Here is a 15,353-nt window from a genome sequence, read left to right as displayed (position 1 = left end):
CCCGCCGTCCGGCGCGGGACGACGGTTCAGGCGCGCAGTCCCTCGAAGGCCATCTTGCACACCGCGTCCGCCAGGTCCTCGGCCGGTGAATCGCGGCGGGGGCGGTACCACTCGATGAGCGAGTTGACCGTGCCGAACAGCAGCCGGGCGGCGACCGCGGGGTCGAGGTCCGGGCGGACGTCGCCCTCGGATTCGGCCTGCTTGACCAGGTCGGCGACGAGGTGATCGAACTCGCGGCGACGGGCGAGCGCGGCACGTTCGATCTTCGTGTTGCCGCGCACCCGCAGCAGCAGCGTGACGAACGGCAGCCGGTCGGCGAGCACCAGGACACTGCCGCGCACCAGGTGGGTCAGCCGGTCGATCGCAGGGCCCTCGAGTGCCGTGGTTTCGTCCGCGACCTCGAACAGCCCGTCCAGTGCCCGGTCCACGGCCAGCCGCAGCAGTTCCTCCTTGCTCGGCACGTGGTGGTAGATCGCGGACTTCGTGATGCCCAGCTTGCGCGACAGGTCCTCCATGCTGGTCCCGTCGTAGCCGCGCTCGTTGAACAGTTTCACCGCGACCTGCAGCAACGATTCGAGGTCGTAGCCGGGCCGCCCGCGCCGGGCAGGGGCGGTACTCACCCGCGGTCCCGTTCGTCGAGCACGCGCCGCATCTTGCCGACGGAGCGCTCCAGCGTGTCCGGTTCCACGACCTCGGCCGTCACGCTCACCCCGACGCCGTCCTTGACCCCGGCGACCAGTGCCGCCGCGGCGGCCTCGCGGGCTTCGGCGCTCGTGTCGCGGGCGGCCTCGACCCGCACGGTGAGGTGGTCGAGCCTGCCGCGGGTGGAGCGCACGAGCTGGAAGTGCGGACTGAGCGCGGCGGTGCGCAGCACGATCTCCTCGATCTGGGTGGGGAACACGTTCACCCCGCGCAGGATGATCAGGTCGTCGCTGCGCCCGGTCACCTTCTCCATCCGCCGGAACGCCGGCCGTGCGGTGCCCGGCAGCAGCCGGGTCAGATCGCGTGTGCGGTAACGGATGATCGGCAACGCCTGTTTGGTCAGCGACGTGAACAGCAGCTCGCCGCGCGCGCCGGAGGGCAGCACCTCCTCGGTGAACGGATCGATCACCTCGGGGAAGAAATGGTCCTCCCAGATGTGCAGGCCGTCTTTGGTTTCCGCGCACTCCTGCGCCACGCCCGGCCCCATCACCTCGGACAGGCCGTAGATGTCCACCGCGTCGATCGCGCACCGTTGCTCGATCTCCGCACGCATCTGCTCGGTCCACGGCTCCGCGCCGAAGATGCCGACCTTCAGCGAGCTCTCGCGCGGGTCGACGCCCTGGCGTTCGAACTCGTCCAGCAGGGTCAGCAGGTACGACGGGGTGACCATGATGATCTCCGGCCGGAAGTCGGTGATCAGCTGGACCTGCCGTGCGGTCATCCCGCCGGACGCGGGGATCACCGTGCAGCCGAGCTTCTCCGCGCCGTAGTGCGCGCCGAGCCCGCCGGTGAACAGGCCGTAGCCGTAGGCCACGTGCACCTTGTGTCCCGGGCGCCCGCCCGCGGCGCGGATCGAGCGCGCCATCACGGTGGCCCACACGTCCAGATCGTCCTCGGTGTAGCCGACCACGGTCGGCTTCCCGGTGGTGCCGCTGGACGCGTGCAGCCGCCGGATGTCCTGCTGCGGCACCGCGAACATGCCGAATGGGTAGTTGTCCCGTAGATCGGCCTTGGTAGTGAACGGGAACTTCGCGAGATCGGCCAGCTCGTGGCAGTCCTTCGGATGCACCCCGGCCTGGTCGAACTTCGCGCGGTAGCACGGAACGTTGTCGTACGCGTGCTGCAGTGTCCACTGCAGACGTTCCAGCTGGACGGTGGCGAGCTCGTCGGCGTTCAGCTTCTCGGCACTGTCGTTCATGAGCGTTCCCGGGTCTTCTCGACGACGCGGCTGCGGCCGCGGAACTCGGCGACGACCTCGGGCCCGCCGGGGGTCTCCCGGTGCACCGTGACGTCGTAGATGCCGTTGCGGCCGTAACGGGTGCGCTCGTCGGCAGTGGCGACCAGGTGGTCGCCGAGCCGCCCGGCCGCGACGAAGGAGATTTCCGCGCCGGACGCGACGGTCACCGGACCGTGCGAGTTGCAGGCGCAGGCGAATGCGGTGTCCGCGAGCAGGAACAGGTAGCCGCCGTGGGCGATCGCGTGCCCGTTGACCATCGATTCGGTGATCGTCATGGTGGCCACTGCCCGGCCGTCCCCGGCCTCGGCCAGCTCGATGCCGAGCGCGCGAGACGCCTGGTCGAGCGCGAACATGTCGTGTGCGGCGTTGCGTGTCACGGGCCCCGCGTCCTCCTGCGCTGTACATCAACTTACTGACCGAATGGCCGGTAAATCGCGGATGCGCTCAGTAAATGCGGTGCACCGGGCGGTGTCAAGCAGGTGCGGGCTTCCGATCGGGCGCCGGACCGGCTACCATGCGAATTACTGAACGTCCGGTTGGTAATTCGGCGAGAGGGTCGGCATGGTTCTGCTCCGCAGCTACGTCTCCGGGGAATGGCACACGGCGCCGGACGAGGGCGCCCCGCTGCACGACGCGGTGACCGGGGAGGAGGTCGCGCGGGTTTCCTCGACGGGTGTCGATTTCGCCGGTGCGCTCGGTTACGGCCGGCGGGTCGGCGGTGCGGCGCTGCGTGAGCTGACGTTCCATCAGCGGGCGGCTCTGTTGAAGGCGCTGGCTTCGCACCTGCGCGAGCATCGCGAGGAGCTGTACGCGCTGTCCGCGAAGACCGGCGCCACGCTGGGCGATTCCAAGTTCGACATCGACGGTGGCATCGGTGTGTTGTTCAGCTACGCCTCGAAGGGCAAGCGTGAGCTGCCCAATGACACGGTGTACGTCGAGGGTGCGGTGGAGCCGCTGGGCAAGGGCGGCACGTTCGTCGCCCAGCACATCGCCACGCCGTTGCGTGGGGTCGCGGTGCAGATCAACGCGTTCAACTTCCCGGTGTGGGGGCCGTTGGAGAAGCTGGCGCCCGCGTTACTGGCCGGGGTGCCGAGCATCGTCAAGCCGGCCAGCCAGACCGCCTACCTGACCGCGCGGCTGGTGGAGCTGATCGTCGAATCGGGCATCCTGCCGGAAGGTTCGGTGCAGTTCATCGCGGGCAGTGTCGGTGATCTGCTCGACCACGTCACGGCGCAGGATCTGGTGTCGTTCACCGGTTCCGCGGCGACCGCGCAGAAGCTGCGGGCGCATCCGGCGATCGTGCGGAATTCGGTGCGGTTCAACGCCGAGGCCGATTCGCTGAACTGCTCGATTCTCGCGCCGGACGCGCGTCCGAGCACACCGGAGTTCGACCTCTTCGTGAAGCAGCTGGTCACTGAGATGACGGTGAAGGCGGGGCAGAAGTGCACTGCGATCCGGCGTGCGTTCGTGCCCGCGGAGATGCTGGACGACGTCGCCGAGGCGGCTTCCGCGCGGCTGGCGAAGATCACCGTTGGCAACCCGTCCGCCGAGGGTGTCCGGATGGGTGCGCTGGCGAGTCTGGAGCAGCGCGAGGAGGTTCGTCGTTCGCTGAAGGCACTGCTCGACGCGGGCAGTGTGGTGTTCGGGGACCCGGAGCACGTCGACGTGGTCGGCGCGGACGAGGCGACGGGTGCGTTCCTTTCGCCGGTGCTGCTCAAAGGTGATCCGGAGCGGGCCGAACCGCATGAGGTCGAGGCGTTCGGACCGGTGTCCACGCTGCTGCCTTACACGTCGGTCGAGCAGGTCATCGAGCTGGCCGCGCGGGGTGGCGGCAGTCTGGCCGGTTCGGTCGTGACCGGTGATCCGGATTTCGCGCGACGGATCGTGCTCGGTGTCGCGCCGTATCACGGTCGGCTGCTGGTGCTCGACAGCGACGACGCGAAGGAGTCGACCGGGCACGGTTCGCCGATGCCGCAGCTGGTGCACGGTGGTCCCGGTCGTGCCGGCGGTGGCGAGGAGATGGGTGGTATCCGCGGCGTGCTGCACCATCTGCAGCGCACTGCTGTGCAGGGCAGCCCGAAGGTACTGGGCGCGGTCACCGGCCGGTGGGTCCAGGGCGGCCCGCGTACCGAAGGTACGCATCCGTTCCGCAAGTCGCTGGCGGAGCTCGGTGTTGGTGACACGGTGGTGGCCGGTCCGCGTACGGTCACGCGCGCCGACATCGACCACTTCGCCGAGTTCACCGGCGACACGTTCTACGCGCACACCGACGAGGCAGCCGCAACGGCGAACCCGCTGTTCGGCGGGATTGTGGCGCACGGCTATCTGGTGGTTTCGTTCGCCGCGGGGCTGTTCGTTTCGCCCGAGCCGGGTCCGGTGCTGGCCAACTACGGTCTGGAGAACCTGCGCTTCCTCACGCCGGTGAAGGTGGACGACGCGCTGACCGTCACGCTCACCGCCAAGCAGATCACCTCGCGGATCGACCAGGACTACGGCGAGGTCCGCTGGGACGCCGACGTGACCAACCAGAACGGGGAATCCGTCGCCAAGTACGACGTGCTCACCCTGGTCTCGAAGGAGCAACCGTGACCGCAACGCTTCCCGAATCGGAACTCGAAGCGCACTTCGAGCACACCATCGAACGTGACCAGCGGGTGGAACCGCGGGACTGGGTGCCCGAGGGGTACCGCAAGACGATGGTCCGCCAGATCGCGCAGCACGCGCATTCGGAGATCATCGGCATGCAGCCGGAGGGCAACTGGATCACCCGCGCACCCTCGTTGCGGCGCAAGGCGATCCTGCTCGCCAAGGTGCAGGACGAGGCCGGGCACGGGCTGTACCTGTACTCGGCGGCGGAGACGCTGGGCACCGATCGCGGCGAGCTGACCGAAAAGCTGATCGCCGGAGGGCAGAAGTACTCGTCGATCTTCAACTACCCGACGCTGACCTTCGCCGACGTCGGGGTGATCGGCTGGCTGGTCGACGGGGCGGCGATCTGCAACCAGGTCCCGCTGTGCCGCTCGTCCTACGGTCCGTACGCGCGGGCGATGATCCGGATCTGCAAGGAGGAATCCTTCCACCAGCGCCAGGGCTACGAACTGCTGATGACCATGATGCGCGGCACCGCGCAGCAGCGGGAAATGGTGCAGGAGGCGGTGAACCGCTGGTGGTGGCCGTCGCTGATGATGTTCGGCCCGCCGGACGCGGATTCGCCGAACACCGCGCAGTCGATGGCCTGGAAGGTCAAGCGGCACACCAACGACGAGCTGCGGCAGCGCTTTGTCGACATGTCCGTGCCGCAGGCCGAGGCACTCGGGGTGGTTTTCCCCGACCCGGAGCTGCGCTGGAACTGCGAACGCGAGCACTACGACTTCGGCACACCCGACTGGGACGAGTTCAAGAACGTGCTCAAGGGCAACGGCCCGTGCAATGCGCAGCGCGTCGCGCACCGGCGTCGTGCGCATGAAGACGGTGCCTGGGTCCGGGAAGCGGCGATGGCGCACGCGGCGAAGAAAGAGGTCCCGGCATGACGCACGATTGGCCGTTGTACGAGGTGTTCGTGCGGGGCAAGCGCGGGTTGAACCACGTGCACGTCGGCTCGCTGCACGCGGCGGACGACGAGATGGCGCTGCACCACGCACGGGACCTCTACACCCGGCGCAACGAGGGCGTGTCCATCTGGGTGGTCAGAGCATCCGACATCACCGCGTCGTCGCCGGACGAGAAGGATCCGTTCTTCGCGCCCAGCGGGGACAAGGTGTACCGGCACCCCACGTTCTACGAAATCCCCGACAACGTTCCGCACATGTGAGGCTCTGATGTCGTTCGACAACGTCTACGAAGCCATCACCGAGGACAACGACTCGCGCTGGGCGTTCGGCAGCGGGTTCGAGGACCCGCTCTCCGGTGTGGACACCTCGGTTCCGTCCGGGGTGGACGGTGCGCGGCTCGCCGCGTACTGCCTGATGCTCGGCGACGACGCGCTGGTGTTCTCGCACCGGCTGCAAGAGTGGATCACCCGCGCACCCGAGCTGGAGGACGAGGTCGCGATCGCGAATATCGGCCTCGACCTGCTCGGCCAGGCCCGGCTGCTGCTGGCCAGGGCCGGTAAGGCGGACGGCACCGGCCGATCCGAGGACACGCTGGCGTTCCTGCGGTCCGAGCACGAGTTCCGCAACGTGCGCCTCGCCGAGCTCGGCGGCGGGCACTTCGGGCACCTGATCGCCCGGCTGTTCGTGTTCGCCACCTGGCGGCTCGCCCTGTTCCGGCAATTGGAGTCCAGTGCGGACCCGGTGCTGTCGGCGATCGCGGTGAAGAGCGTCAAGGAGCTGACCTACCACCGCGATTACGCGGCGCAGTGGCTGGTCCGGCTCGGCGACGGCACCTCGGTGTCGCGCGAGCGGATGGCCGAGGGGCTGGCGGCGGTCTGGCCGTACGTCGACGAGTTGTTCGCCACGCACCCGGACGAGCTGGTGGACGCCGAGACGCTGCGCCCGGAATTCGACGCGGTGCTGGACCAGGCGCTCGCAGTGGCCACTGTGGACCGGCCGGAGCTGGCAGCGGTCGCCGGCGTGTCCGGCCGCACCGGCCGCGACGGCGTGCACACCGAGCAGATGGGTTTCCTGCTCGCCGAACTGCAGAGCGTGGCCCGCGCGATGCCGGGGGCGAAATGGTGACCACGATCCAGCGCGACGCTCGCGCGGTCGCAGAGACCGTCACCGATCCGGAGCTGCCGATGCTCACGCTGGCGGACCTCGGCGTACTCCGTGAGGTGTCCGAAGTAGACGGTCGGGTGACGGTCGCGATCACACCCACCTACTCCGGCTGTCCGGCGATGGACACCATGCGCGACGACCTGGCGCACGCACTGCTCGACGCCGGCTACGGCGACGTCGAGATCCGCACGGTGCTGGAGCCGGCGTGGTCGTCGGACTGGATTTCGGCCGCCGGGCGGCGGAAGCTGGCCGAGGCCGGGATCGCACCGCCCGGTGCCGCGCCGCGCCGGGCGGCAGGCCCGATCCCGTTGACGCTGGCGCCGCCTGTTGCACGGGTGGCCTGTCCGCAGTGCGGTTCCCGCGACACCGAGGAGCAGTCGCGGTTCAGCGCGACGGCGTGCCGGGCGTTGCGGCGCTGCCGCTCGTGTCTGGAACCGTTCGAACACGTCAAGGAGATCTGAAGTGACCACCGCGGTTCCCCGGCGTACCGGGTTCCACTCGCTGCGTGTCGCCGACGTCGAGCGGCTCTGCGAAGACGCTGTCGCCGTCACCTTCGACGTGCCGCCTTCGCTGGCGGAGACGTTCGCGTTCGCGCCAGGGCAGTCGCTCACGCTGCGGCGGTTCGTCGAGGGCCGGGACGAGCGCCGGTCGTACTCGATCTGCGCCCCGGCGGGCGCACGGCCGCGGGTGGGCGTGCGGCTGGTGCCGAAGGGAGTGTTCTCCTCCTGGCTGGTCAACGAGGTACGGCCGGGCGACACGGTCGACGTCGCGGGTCCGACCGGGACTTTCACACCCGATCTGAGCACGGGCGGTCACCACGTGCTCGTCGCGGCCGGCTCGGGGATCACGCCGGTGCTCTCGATCGTCTCGTCGCTGCTCGCGACACCGGACGCCACGGTGACCGTGCTGTATGGCAACCGCCGCACGGATACGGTGATGTTCGCCGACGAGCTGGCGGACCTCAAGGACCGTTGGCCGGCGCGGCTGGAGCTGGTGCACGTGCTCTCCCGCGAGCCGCGCGAGGCGGAGTTGTTCACCGGCCGCCTCGACGTGGACAAGCTGCGTGCGCTGTTCGACTCGCTGGTCCCGGTCGACGAGGTGGACCAATTCTGGCTGTGCGGGCCGTTCGGAATGGTGACGGGAGCCCAGGAGCTGCTGTCGTCACTCGGGGTGCCTGCCGAGCGGGTGCACCAGGAGCTGTTCTACGTCGACGACGTCCCGCCGGAGCCGGTGAAGCACGTGGACCCGTCGGTGCCCGGCACGTCCTCGGAGGTCACGCTGGTCCTCGACGGCCGCTCGACCACCATGAGCCTGCCGCGCGATTCGTCCATTCTGGACGGTGCGCAGCGCTTCCGCCCGGACCTGCCGTTCGCCTGCAAGGGCGGCGTCTGCGGCACCTGCCGGGCCAGGGTGACCTCCGGCGAGGTGGACATGCGCCGCAACTTCGCGCTGGAGAAGTCCGAAGTGGCCGCGGGGTTCGTGCTCACCTGCCAATCCCACCCGGTTTCGGACCGGGTGGGCGTGGACTACGACGAGTGACACTCAGGCGAACAGCAGCGGGAGCACGGTGCCGAGGCCGTTGTTGACCGCGTGCACGATGACGCCCGGCCACACCGACTTGGTGCGTACCAACAGGATCCCGTTGATCGCACCGACGACGATCGCGGGGATGAGCGCCAGGTTGATCCCGTGCGCCAGTGCGAACACCACAGTGCTGCCGACGACGCTGATCCACGAGCCGTACTTCGAGAGCGCAGTGGCGAGCACGCCGCGGAACAACAACTCCTCGCCGAGCGGGGTGAGCACGGCAATGAACAGCAGCTGCAGGATCAGCGCGATCGGACCGCCTGCCGCCGCGGCCTGGTAGTCGCCCTGCGGGTCACCGGAGGTGCTGCCGGCGACGACCACGTAGAGGGCGGCGAAAGCCCGGGTCAGCACGAGCGCCAGCAGTCCGAACCCGATCGCGGCGAAGATCCGGCGGACCGGGACGGCGCGGATGTTGAACGCGGCCAAGGACCGCATGCGGACGGCGAACGCGGCGAAGAACGCGAGCAGCCCCATGATCCCGGAGAGCGCGGCGAACGACAGCCCGCTCGACACCGGCGAGCCGCCGGTCAGTGCGGTCACGATCGGCGGGCCGACGAGGTAGCACAGGAGGTAGACGGCGGCGCCGACGAGCATTTCGGGCCACCCCGGCCGCTGTTCGGCGGCCGTGTCGGCCGTGTCGGCCGAATCCGGCGAAACGGTGTTCAGCTCCACGAAAGTCCCTCTCCTGCTGGTGGGAAGCGCTGGGCGGCCGGATGGAGGAGTGCCCGTACGCTGTGCCGCACACTGTACCGCACAGTGTGCGGATAAGGTGAGGCATGGCCTCGAAGGAGAAGATCGTGCCGGCCGCACTGGGTCTGGCCAGGCGGGAAGGGCTGGGTTCGCTGAGCGTCCGCCGCGTCGCGGCCGAGGCGGGCGTGGGGGCGACGACGCTCCGCCGTTGCTTCCCCAGCCAGGCGGAACTGCGCCTCGCCGTGGCCGCGGAGCTGGTCTGTGCCACCGTCGACGACCGCGGCATCGCCGACGACCGGCGCGACCCGGCCGAGCGGCTGACCGACTGCCTGGCTCAGTTCTTGCCTTCGGCCGACGGCCGGACGACTGCCGAGGGTTGGTTCGAGCTGCGTCGGCTGTCCGCCGGGGCGCGCGGTCGACGAGGTTCGCTCCATCGTCGAGGACGCGCACCGGTCAGCAGCCGGGCACGTCCGAAGGTGGCTCACCACCTTGGCCGGTCAGGGACACTGCCGCCCGGCGGAGGTGGACAGCCACGTCACCGCCACACTGGCACTCATCGACGGGCTGTACCTGCATGCGCTGCTCCACCCGCCACAAGCCGGCCCTGCCGCCGCGCAGAACTCCGCCGCGCAGAACCTGGTCGCGCGGAGTGTTGCGGTGTGGAAGTCCGTCGTGCGGGAAACTGCGGTGCAGAGCCTGGTCGTGCGGAACGCCGCTGCGCGGGACACGCTCCGGTGGTTTGCCGAGGGTGTGGTCGGCGGCTGGTCGCGGGCTCGCCGGTGATGCCTTCAGCTGCCTTTCGCGGCGGTGTCCACTTCGGCGGCGATGGCTTGTTCCGCGAACCAGCGGACGGTGTCCTCCGCTCGGCCGAGGAGCTGTTCGTCCTTGTCCAGCAAGAGGTTGAGGTGCAGTCCGGCCAGCAGGGCCTGGAACCGCTCGGCCAGCAGCTCGGGGGTTTCCCGCAGCTGGGCGCCGTCCGCGGCCAGTTGCGTGAGCCAGCGGGTCACGATTGCGATCGATTCCCGGTGCGCGGAACGCACCAGTTCGAGCACCTCGTCGCCGGCCTCGGGGCCGAGCGCGAGGGTGAGCAGTTCGAACCACGCCGAGAGGGCGGAGTGCCGGTTCTGCGCGGTGGGGAGGAACTGCCGCAAGCTCTTGGACAGCCGCTCCACCGGAGCGAGGGAGATGTCCTGGATCCACTCTTCGCTGAGTGCGAGAGAGACCTGCTGTTCCGCGACCGCCCGGTGGAGCAGCGCCTGCGACGGGAAGTAGGTCCGCAGTGTCGTCGCGCCGATCCCCGCTGCGGCGGCAACGGATCGCACGCTCAGGCCCCGCAGGCCTTCCTCCGCGGCAAGGCGGATCGCCACGTCCAGGATGTGCTGTCGTTTGTCGGCATTCCCCACCACGCCGCGATCCTATAGCGCGGTGCGGGAACCTTCAGCGACGCCGTCGACGCCGTCGCGGCCCCACTGTCACGTCTGCCGGTGCTGCCGGCTCCTGCTCCGAGTCCGGATCCGCCACGGTTTCGGCCAGCCCCATCGCTTCCGCCGCCCGCTCCTGCGAAGAGGCGAACCGGCCGGTCGGTTGCTCGCTTCCACGGCGCAGCGCCGCGGGCCGCAGCCGGTGGTAGCCGCGCACGGCGACCGGACGCCGGGTGCGGATTTCGAACTGCGCCAACGGTTCCAGCTCGCTCGCGAGCGCGCGGTCGACCAGTACAGTGCCGGGGCGGGCAACCGAGGTGAGCCGTGCGGCCACGTTCACCACCGAGCCGTACACGTCGCCGAAGCGGGACAGCACCCGGCCGGCGGCGAGACCGGCACGGACCGCGGGCAGCTCGTCGGTGCCGGTGCGCTCGGCGAGGGTGAGGGCGATGTCCCCGGCGTCGGCGGAGGAATCGGTCACGAACAGCACCTCGTCGCCGATCATCTTGACCACCCGGCCGTGCCGGTCCGCGATGACCTCGGTCGCCAGCGTCTCGAACGAGTCGAGCACCCGGCTCAGCTCCTCCTCGTCGACCTGCCGGGTCAGCCGGGTGTAGCCGACCATGTCGACGAACCCGACGACCTGGGTGCGGGTCTCCATGCCCTCGTCGGCGTTCGCGAACGCGCGGCCCGCGTAGGCGGCGAGGTGCCGTCGCCAGACGAAGCTCTGCACCCGTTCCAGCTCCGGCAGCAGCCGGTCCACGAGGCGGGTCACCTGGCCGTCGTTGTCCGCCAGCTCCGGGTTCCCGGTGATCAGCTCCCACAGCATGTGCACCTGCCACTCGGCGAGCCGGGACAGATGCTGGCCGAGCGCGCGGGTGACCGCGACCTCCAGGCCGCGCTCCACCAGCCCGGACTGCACGAGCTGGTCGGCGATGCGCATCGCCTCGACGTCGGCGTCGGTGAACACCACCTCGTCGTCGTCCACGGTCGCGAAGCCGAGCGCCCGCCACAGCCTGCGGGACCGTTCCTCCGGTACGTCGGCGAGCTTCGCCACGTCGAAGCGGGTGTAGCGGCGCGGACCGCCGAGCAGCGTGCGTTCCAGACGCTGCTGCAGATCGCGGGTGGATTCGGCCACGGCTCAGGTGGTGTGCACGATCAGCACGTCGACGCCCGACTTGCGGGCCACCTCCGCGGGCACCGAGCCGAGGATCCGCCCGGCGAGGGTGTTGAGGCCGCGGTTGCCGACCACCAGCAGATCCGCCGAGCGCTCCCGGACCACCGTGCGCAGCGTTTCCACCGGTTCGCCCTCGACCGCGAGGGTCACCACGTCGCCGGCGCCGGCCTGCACCGCCCGGTCGCGTGCGGTCTGCAGGGTGTCCTCGGCCGGCGCCGAGCCGACCACCTGGTAGGCCTCTTCGCCAAGCTGGTCCTGCGCCCGCTCCACGTCCTGGCGGCTGGCGGGGTGGTACGCGCACACGACGACGAGGGTCGCCCCCGCGGCAGCGGCAACCCCCGCCGCCCGATCCACCGCGGCGAACGACGAGTCGGACCCGTCCGTCCCCACCACCACAGTCCGGTAGACAGCCATCCACAACCTCCCGAGCTCGGCTCCGGCGGGGCGGCGCCGCCCCTTCGCCGGGGTAGGTTACTCGCCAGTCGGTTTTGCCGCCCGGCGTGCCCACGACTGTCTGCGAGTCGTCCTCGGGGGAGCGGCCGGCATCGCAACGGCCGCTCCCCCGGACATCACCGGACGCCGGGTGGCGGGAGCTCCGGCGGGGTGGCCGCGGGGCGCTCGGCCAGCGCACTGAGCGCGAGCCGGATCGCGGTGTCCAGCTGCGGATCCCGGCCTGCTGCGCGATCCTGCGGGGTGCGCACCACCTCGACGTCCGGATCGACGCCGTGGTTCTCGATGCCCCAGCCCGGTCCCTGGTACCAGTGTGCGTACCGCGGCTGGGTGACCGCGGTGCCGTCGACGAGGCGGTAACGCCGGTCGATGCCGATGGTGCCGCCCCAGGTCCGGACGCCGACCACCGGTGCGATGCCCCGTGCCTTGATCGCGTTGGTGACGATGTCGCCGTCGGAACCGGAGAACTCGTCGGCGATTGCCACGACCGGACCGCGCGGCGCGTCCTTCGGATAGGTCTCCACCACCCACCGGTCCCTGGCCACGCCCCAGCCGCCCACGGTGCGAGCGAGCCGTTCGACGACGAGCTGGGACAGGTGGCCGCCGCGGTTCTCCCGTACATCGACGATCAGCGCGTCGTAGCGGACCTCCAGCCGCAGGTCGCGGTGCAGCTGCGCCCAGCCGTTGGCGACCATGTCCGGCACGTGCAGGTAACCGGCCCGGCCGTCGGTGGCCTCGTGCACGTACTCGCGCATCCCGGCGATCCAGGCGTGGTAGCGCAGCGACGTCTCGTCGGCCAGCGGGGTGAGCACGACCCGGCGCGGCGAGCCGCCCTGAGCCGGGGCGATGGTCAGCTCCACCGGTTTGCCTGCGGTGCCGGCCAGCAACGGCGCGGGGCCGAGGTGGTCGGGCACGGGTTGTCCGTCGACCGCGAGCACTGCGTCGCCCTCGCGGACCCGGATCCCGGCCGCGCGCAGCGGCGAGCGGGCTCGCGGATCGGAACTCTCCCCGGGCAGGATCCGGCCGATCCGCCAGTGACCGTCGGTGTCGCGGTACAGGTCGGCGCCGAGTTTGCCGTGCGGGCGCCGGCCGGACTCCGGGTCCGGCGCCGTGACGTAGGCGTGTGAGGTGCCCAGTTCGCCCTGTACTTCCCAGAGCAGGTCGCGGAAGTCGTCCGCGGTGCCGATCCGGTCGAGCAGCGGCCGGTACCGGCGCAGTTCGCCTTCCCAGTCGACGCCGTTCATGTCCGCGCGCCAGAAATGGTCACGCATCAGCCGGCCGGCTTCGTCGAAGCCCTGCCGCCACTCCGCGGCCGGGTCGACGGTGACCTGGATGCGGTCCAGATCGACCTCGACCCGGCTGCCGTCGCGGGCGTCGTGACCGGCCTTGCCGGAAGCCGGGACGACGCACAGGTCCTTGCCGTCGCGCAGCACCACACGGCGACCGTCACCGGAAACGATGGCCGCGTCGATGCCGTCCTCGACCTGATCGACGTGCAACCGGGTCAGGTCGAACCGCTCCAGCGCCGGTTTCGGCCGGACGATCGTCTCGGGCCGGTCCTCGTCGGTGCTCTCGAACACCGGATGCACCAACCAGAACAGCGCGTTCTCGGCGGCCTGCAGGTGCGTGTAGGCGGCGGTCCCGACCGGGAAGGCGACCAGCCGGTCGGCGATGCCTTCGGTGTCCACCACGGTCGGCGAGGCCACGGCGTCGTGCTCGCCGGTTTCGCCGTGCCGGTCCTCGGCCGGTGGCCGCCCGGCAGGCTGCGGATCGAACGGGGACGGGGTGTCCGCACCGAGCGGCACCAGGTACGGGCGGCAGCCGCGCGGGAAGGACATCTCGAACACGTGCACGTCGTAGACCGGTTCGAAACTGCGCACGGACAGGAATGCCAGGTACTTCCCGTCCCGGGTGAACACCGGATCGGAGTCGGTGAACCGCAGGTCGGTGACATCGGTGGGGATCAGGTCGGAGAGTGCGGCGAGCCGGATCCGGCGCAGCGGGTCCGGACCGGGATGCGACCAGGCCAGCCAGCGGGAGTCCGGCGAGAACGCCGGGCCGGTCGGGTCGCCCTCGGCGGCCCTGGTGACCTCGCGGAGTTCGCCGGACCCGGTGTCGATCAGCAGCAGCCTGCTGTCGTGGCTGACCACCGCGAGGTGGATGCCGTCCGGAGCGGCGACGAGCTCCAGCACCCGGCCGAGCTCGCCGGTGCCGATCCGGCGCGGCGGGTCGCCGACGGCACCGCCCTCGGAGGGAGCGATCTGCACGGCGTCCTCGCCGTCGGCGTCGGTGATCCACGCGACGTTGCCGGAATTGCCGAGGACGACCGGGAAACGAGCGCGCACACCCGGCTCGACGGTCAGTGCGCGAGCGGGTCCGTCGGTGTGGGTGAGCCAGTGCACGGTGCCGCGCACCTCGACTGCGCTCGCCCGGCCGGTGTGGTCCGGGGCCACGACGCCGAGGTGCCCGGCGGCGTCGATCGGATAGGGCCGGCGGTCTCCGGCCGAGCCGCCGAGCTTGATGTCGAGCTTGCGGGGTTCTGCGTCGACTTCGCTGAGCAACCACAGTTCGCCGGCCGATTCGTACACGATCCGTGTGCCGTCACCGCCGGCGTGCCGGGCGTAGAAGTCGACGCCGCGCTCCGCGCTGCTGTGCCGTCGAAGGTCCGTGCCGTCCGGCGCGGCCGAGTAGAGGGCACCGACGCCCTCGTGGTCGGACAGGAACGCGATCCGCTCGCCGAGCCAGCCCGGGGAGTCGATGTTCCCGTCGAGCTCGGCCAGTACCCGGGTGAACTCGCCGGTCCCGCTGGGGTCGAGCCACAGCTTGCCTGCGGTGCCCCCGCGATAGCGCTTCCGGCCGGCCGGATCGCGCGAGATCGGCACCGAGTTCAGCAGTACGGCGCCGTGCGGGCCGAAGGCGAGGTCGCCGACCGGTCCGTAGGCCAGTTGCTCGGCAGGACCGCCGGTGGCAGGCACGGCATGGGCCCAGGTGTGCCGATTCGACGGCCGGCCGGCCGCGGTCTTGGCCACCACCTTGGCGTCCTCGCGCCAGCCGAGTACGTCGGTGGTCGGGTCGGCCCAGTAGGTCAGCCGGGTGCTCGGCCCGCCGTCGGCCGGTGCGACGTGGACTTCGGGCGAGCCGTCGCGGCTGCTGGTCCAGGCGATGCGGGTGCCGTCCGGGGAGAACCGGGGGCGCCGTGCCGGAACCCGGTCGGCGGACACCCGCCAGGCCCGGCCGCCGGTCAGCGGGGCGAGCCAGACGTCGTCCTCGGCGACGAAGGTGACGAGATCATCGTGCAGATGCGGGAAACGCAGATAGCTGTCGGTCACCGATCGAAGCTAGCCGCGGATGCCCGTTCAGTCAGCGCTTTTCGG

General features: G+C 70.4%; 15 protein-coding genes and 1 pseudogene. 8 read left to right on the top strand and 8 right to left on the bottom strand.

All coding sequences use genetic code 11. From position 1 onward, the window contains the following. Positions 1-26: 26 nt before the first annotated feature. From ABD793_RS13455 to paaI, 3 genes are read right to left on the bottom strand one after another with little or no spacing between them, the layout of a single operon-like run. Positions 27-620, bottom strand: a complete 594-nt coding sequence (locus ABD793_RS13455; protein WP_344859450.1) for a TetR/AcrR family transcriptional regulator — start codon at positions 618-620, stop codon at positions 27-29. Then, positions 617-1,900: a phenylacetate--CoA ligase PaaK gene (paaK, locus tag ABD793_RS13450; RefSeq protein WP_344859447.1), complete on the bottom strand. Its 1,284-nt coding sequence runs from the start codon at positions 1,898-1,900 to the stop codon at positions 617-619. Before paaK ends, ABD793_RS13455 begins: the two co-directional genes overlap by 4 nt. Continuing rightward, complete coding sequence (gene paaI, locus ABD793_RS13445; protein WP_344860184.1) at positions 1,897-2,292, bottom strand: hydroxyphenylacetyl-CoA thioesterase PaaI; 396 nt, start codon at positions 2,290-2,292, stop codon at positions 1,897-1,899. The genes paaK and paaI overlap by 4 nt, the downstream gene beginning before the upstream one ends. A 208-nt stretch (positions 2,293-2,500) precedes the next feature. Here paaI and paaZ point away from each other — a divergent pair, with 208 nt between their 5' ends. From paaZ to paaE, 6 genes are read left to right on the top strand one after another with little or no spacing between them, the layout of a single operon-like run. Next, positions 2,501-4,528, top strand: a complete 2,028-nt coding sequence (gene paaZ / locus ABD793_RS13440; protein WP_344859445.1) for a phenylacetic acid degradation bifunctional protein PaaZ — start codon at positions 2,501-2,503, stop codon at positions 4,526-4,528. Next, positions 4,525-5,469: a 1,2-phenylacetyl-CoA epoxidase subunit PaaA gene (gene paaA, locus ABD793_RS13435; RefSeq protein WP_344859443.1), complete on the top strand. Its 945-nt coding sequence runs from the start codon at positions 4,525-4,527 to the stop codon at positions 5,467-5,469. Before paaZ ends, paaA begins: the two co-directional genes overlap by 4 nt. Then, a complete protein-coding gene (gene paaB, locus ABD793_RS13430) occupies positions 5,466-5,750 on the top strand; it encodes a 1,2-phenylacetyl-CoA epoxidase subunit PaaB (protein ID WP_344859441.1) in 285 nt (94 codons plus the stop codon). Before paaA ends, paaB begins: the two co-directional genes overlap by 4 nt. 7 nt (positions 5,751-5,757) lie before the next feature. After that, entirely contained in the window at positions 5,758-6,615 is an 858-nt protein-coding gene (gene paaC, locus ABD793_RS13425; RefSeq protein WP_344859439.1) for a 1,2-phenylacetyl-CoA epoxidase subunit PaaC, read from the top strand. Next, positions 6,609-7,115 (top strand): 1,2-phenylacetyl-CoA epoxidase subunit PaaD, encoded by a 507-nt coding sequence (paaD, locus tag ABD793_RS13420; RefSeq protein ID WP_344859437.1) that lies wholly within the window; start codon positions 6,609-6,611, stop codon positions 7,113-7,115. Before paaC ends, paaD begins: the two co-directional genes overlap by 7 nt. 1 nt (position 7,116) lies before the next feature. Next, positions 7,117-8,193, top strand: coding sequence for a 1,2-phenylacetyl-CoA epoxidase subunit PaaE (paaE, locus tag ABD793_RS13415; RefSeq protein ID WP_344859435.1), 1,077 nt, complete (start codon positions 7,117-7,119; stop codon positions 8,191-8,193). A 3-nt stretch (positions 8,194-8,196) separates the two neighbouring features. Here the strand turns inward: paaE and ABD793_RS13410 are convergent, their stop codons facing one another. Next, complete coding sequence (locus tag ABD793_RS13410) at positions 8,197-8,913, bottom strand: CPBP family intramembrane glutamic endopeptidase (protein WP_344859433.1); 717 nt, start codon at positions 8,911-8,913, stop codon at positions 8,197-8,199. A gap of 104 nt (positions 8,914-9,017) precedes the next feature. On the opposite strand from ABD793_RS13410, the pseudogene ABD793_RS42675 reads away from it, so the two are divergent. Both ABD793_RS42675 and ABD793_RS13405 read left to right on the top strand, forming a co-directional pair. Next, positions 9,018-9,164 (top strand): annotated as a pseudogene (locus ABD793_RS42675) (TetR family transcriptional regulator); the annotation flags it as partial. A 133-nt stretch (positions 9,165-9,297) separates the two neighbouring features. Beyond that, complete coding sequence (locus ABD793_RS13405) at positions 9,298-9,714, top strand: TetR family transcriptional regulator C-terminal domain-containing protein (RefSeq protein ID WP_344860181.1); 417 nt, start codon at positions 9,298-9,300, stop codon at positions 9,712-9,714. A 5-nt stretch (positions 9,715-9,719) separates the two neighbouring features. Here ABD793_RS13405 and ABD793_RS13400 read toward each other — a convergent pair whose 3' ends face one another. From ABD793_RS13400 to ABD793_RS13385, 4 genes are all read right to left on the bottom strand, one after another. Next, positions 9,720-10,337: a TetR family transcriptional regulator C-terminal domain-containing protein gene (locus tag ABD793_RS13400; RefSeq protein ID WP_344859431.1), complete on the bottom strand. Its 618-nt coding sequence runs from the start codon at positions 10,335-10,337 to the stop codon at positions 9,720-9,722. A 31-nt stretch (positions 10,338-10,368) separates the two neighbouring features. Then, complete coding sequence (locus ABD793_RS13395; protein WP_344859429.1) at positions 10,369-11,490, bottom strand: adenylate/guanylate cyclase domain-containing protein; 1,122 nt, start codon at positions 11,488-11,490, stop codon at positions 10,369-10,371. Between the two features lie 3 nt (positions 11,491-11,493). Continuing rightward, complete coding sequence (locus ABD793_RS13390) at positions 11,494-11,943, bottom strand: universal stress protein (RefSeq protein ID WP_344859427.1); 450 nt, start codon at positions 11,941-11,943, stop codon at positions 11,494-11,496. Positions 11,944-12,098: 155 nt separating this feature from the next. Then, positions 12,099-15,308, bottom strand: a complete 3,210-nt coding sequence (locus ABD793_RS13385; protein WP_344859425.1) for a S41 family peptidase — start codon at positions 15,306-15,308, stop codon at positions 12,099-12,101. Positions 15,309-15,353 lie beyond the last annotated feature (45 nt).

This window comes from Amycolatopsis ultiminotia, from assembly GCF_039536925.1.
Taxonomy (GTDB): Bacteria; Actinomycetota; Actinomycetes; order Mycobacteriales; family Pseudonocardiaceae; genus Amycolatopsis; species Amycolatopsis ultiminotia.
The sequence above is the reverse complement of the archived record's forward strand: the minus strand, read 5'-3'. Positions and strand labels throughout refer to the sequence as shown.

What these genes read in the sequence shown, in the direction of transcription:
- paaK (WP_344859447.1), bottom strand. Translation starts at nt 1,900, where the DNA reads ATGAACGACAGTGCCGAGAAGCTGAACGCCGACGAGCTCGCCACCGTC.
- paaI (WP_344860184.1), bottom strand. Translation starts at nt 2,292, where the DNA reads ATGTTCGCGCTCGACCAGGCGTCTCGCGCGCTCGGCATCGAGCTGGCC.
- paaZ (WP_344859445.1), top strand. Translation starts at nt 2,501, where the DNA reads ATGGTTCTGCTCCGCAGCTACGTCTCCGGGGAATGGCACACGGCGCCG.
- paaB (WP_344859441.1), top strand. Translation starts at nt 5,466, where the DNA reads ATGACGCACGATTGGCCGTTGTACGAGGTGTTCGTGCGGGGCAAGCGC.
- paaC (WP_344859439.1), top strand. Translation starts at nt 5,758, where the DNA reads ATGTCGTTCGACAACGTCTACGAAGCCATCACCGAGGACAACGACTCG.
- paaD (WP_344859437.1), top strand. Translation starts at nt 6,609, where the DNA reads ATGGTGACCACGATCCAGCGCGACGCTCGCGCGGTCGCAGAGACCGTC.
- ABD793_RS13390 (WP_344859427.1), bottom strand. Translation starts at nt 11,943, where the DNA reads ATGGCTGTCTACCGGACTGTGGTGGTGGGGACGGACGGGTCCGACTCG.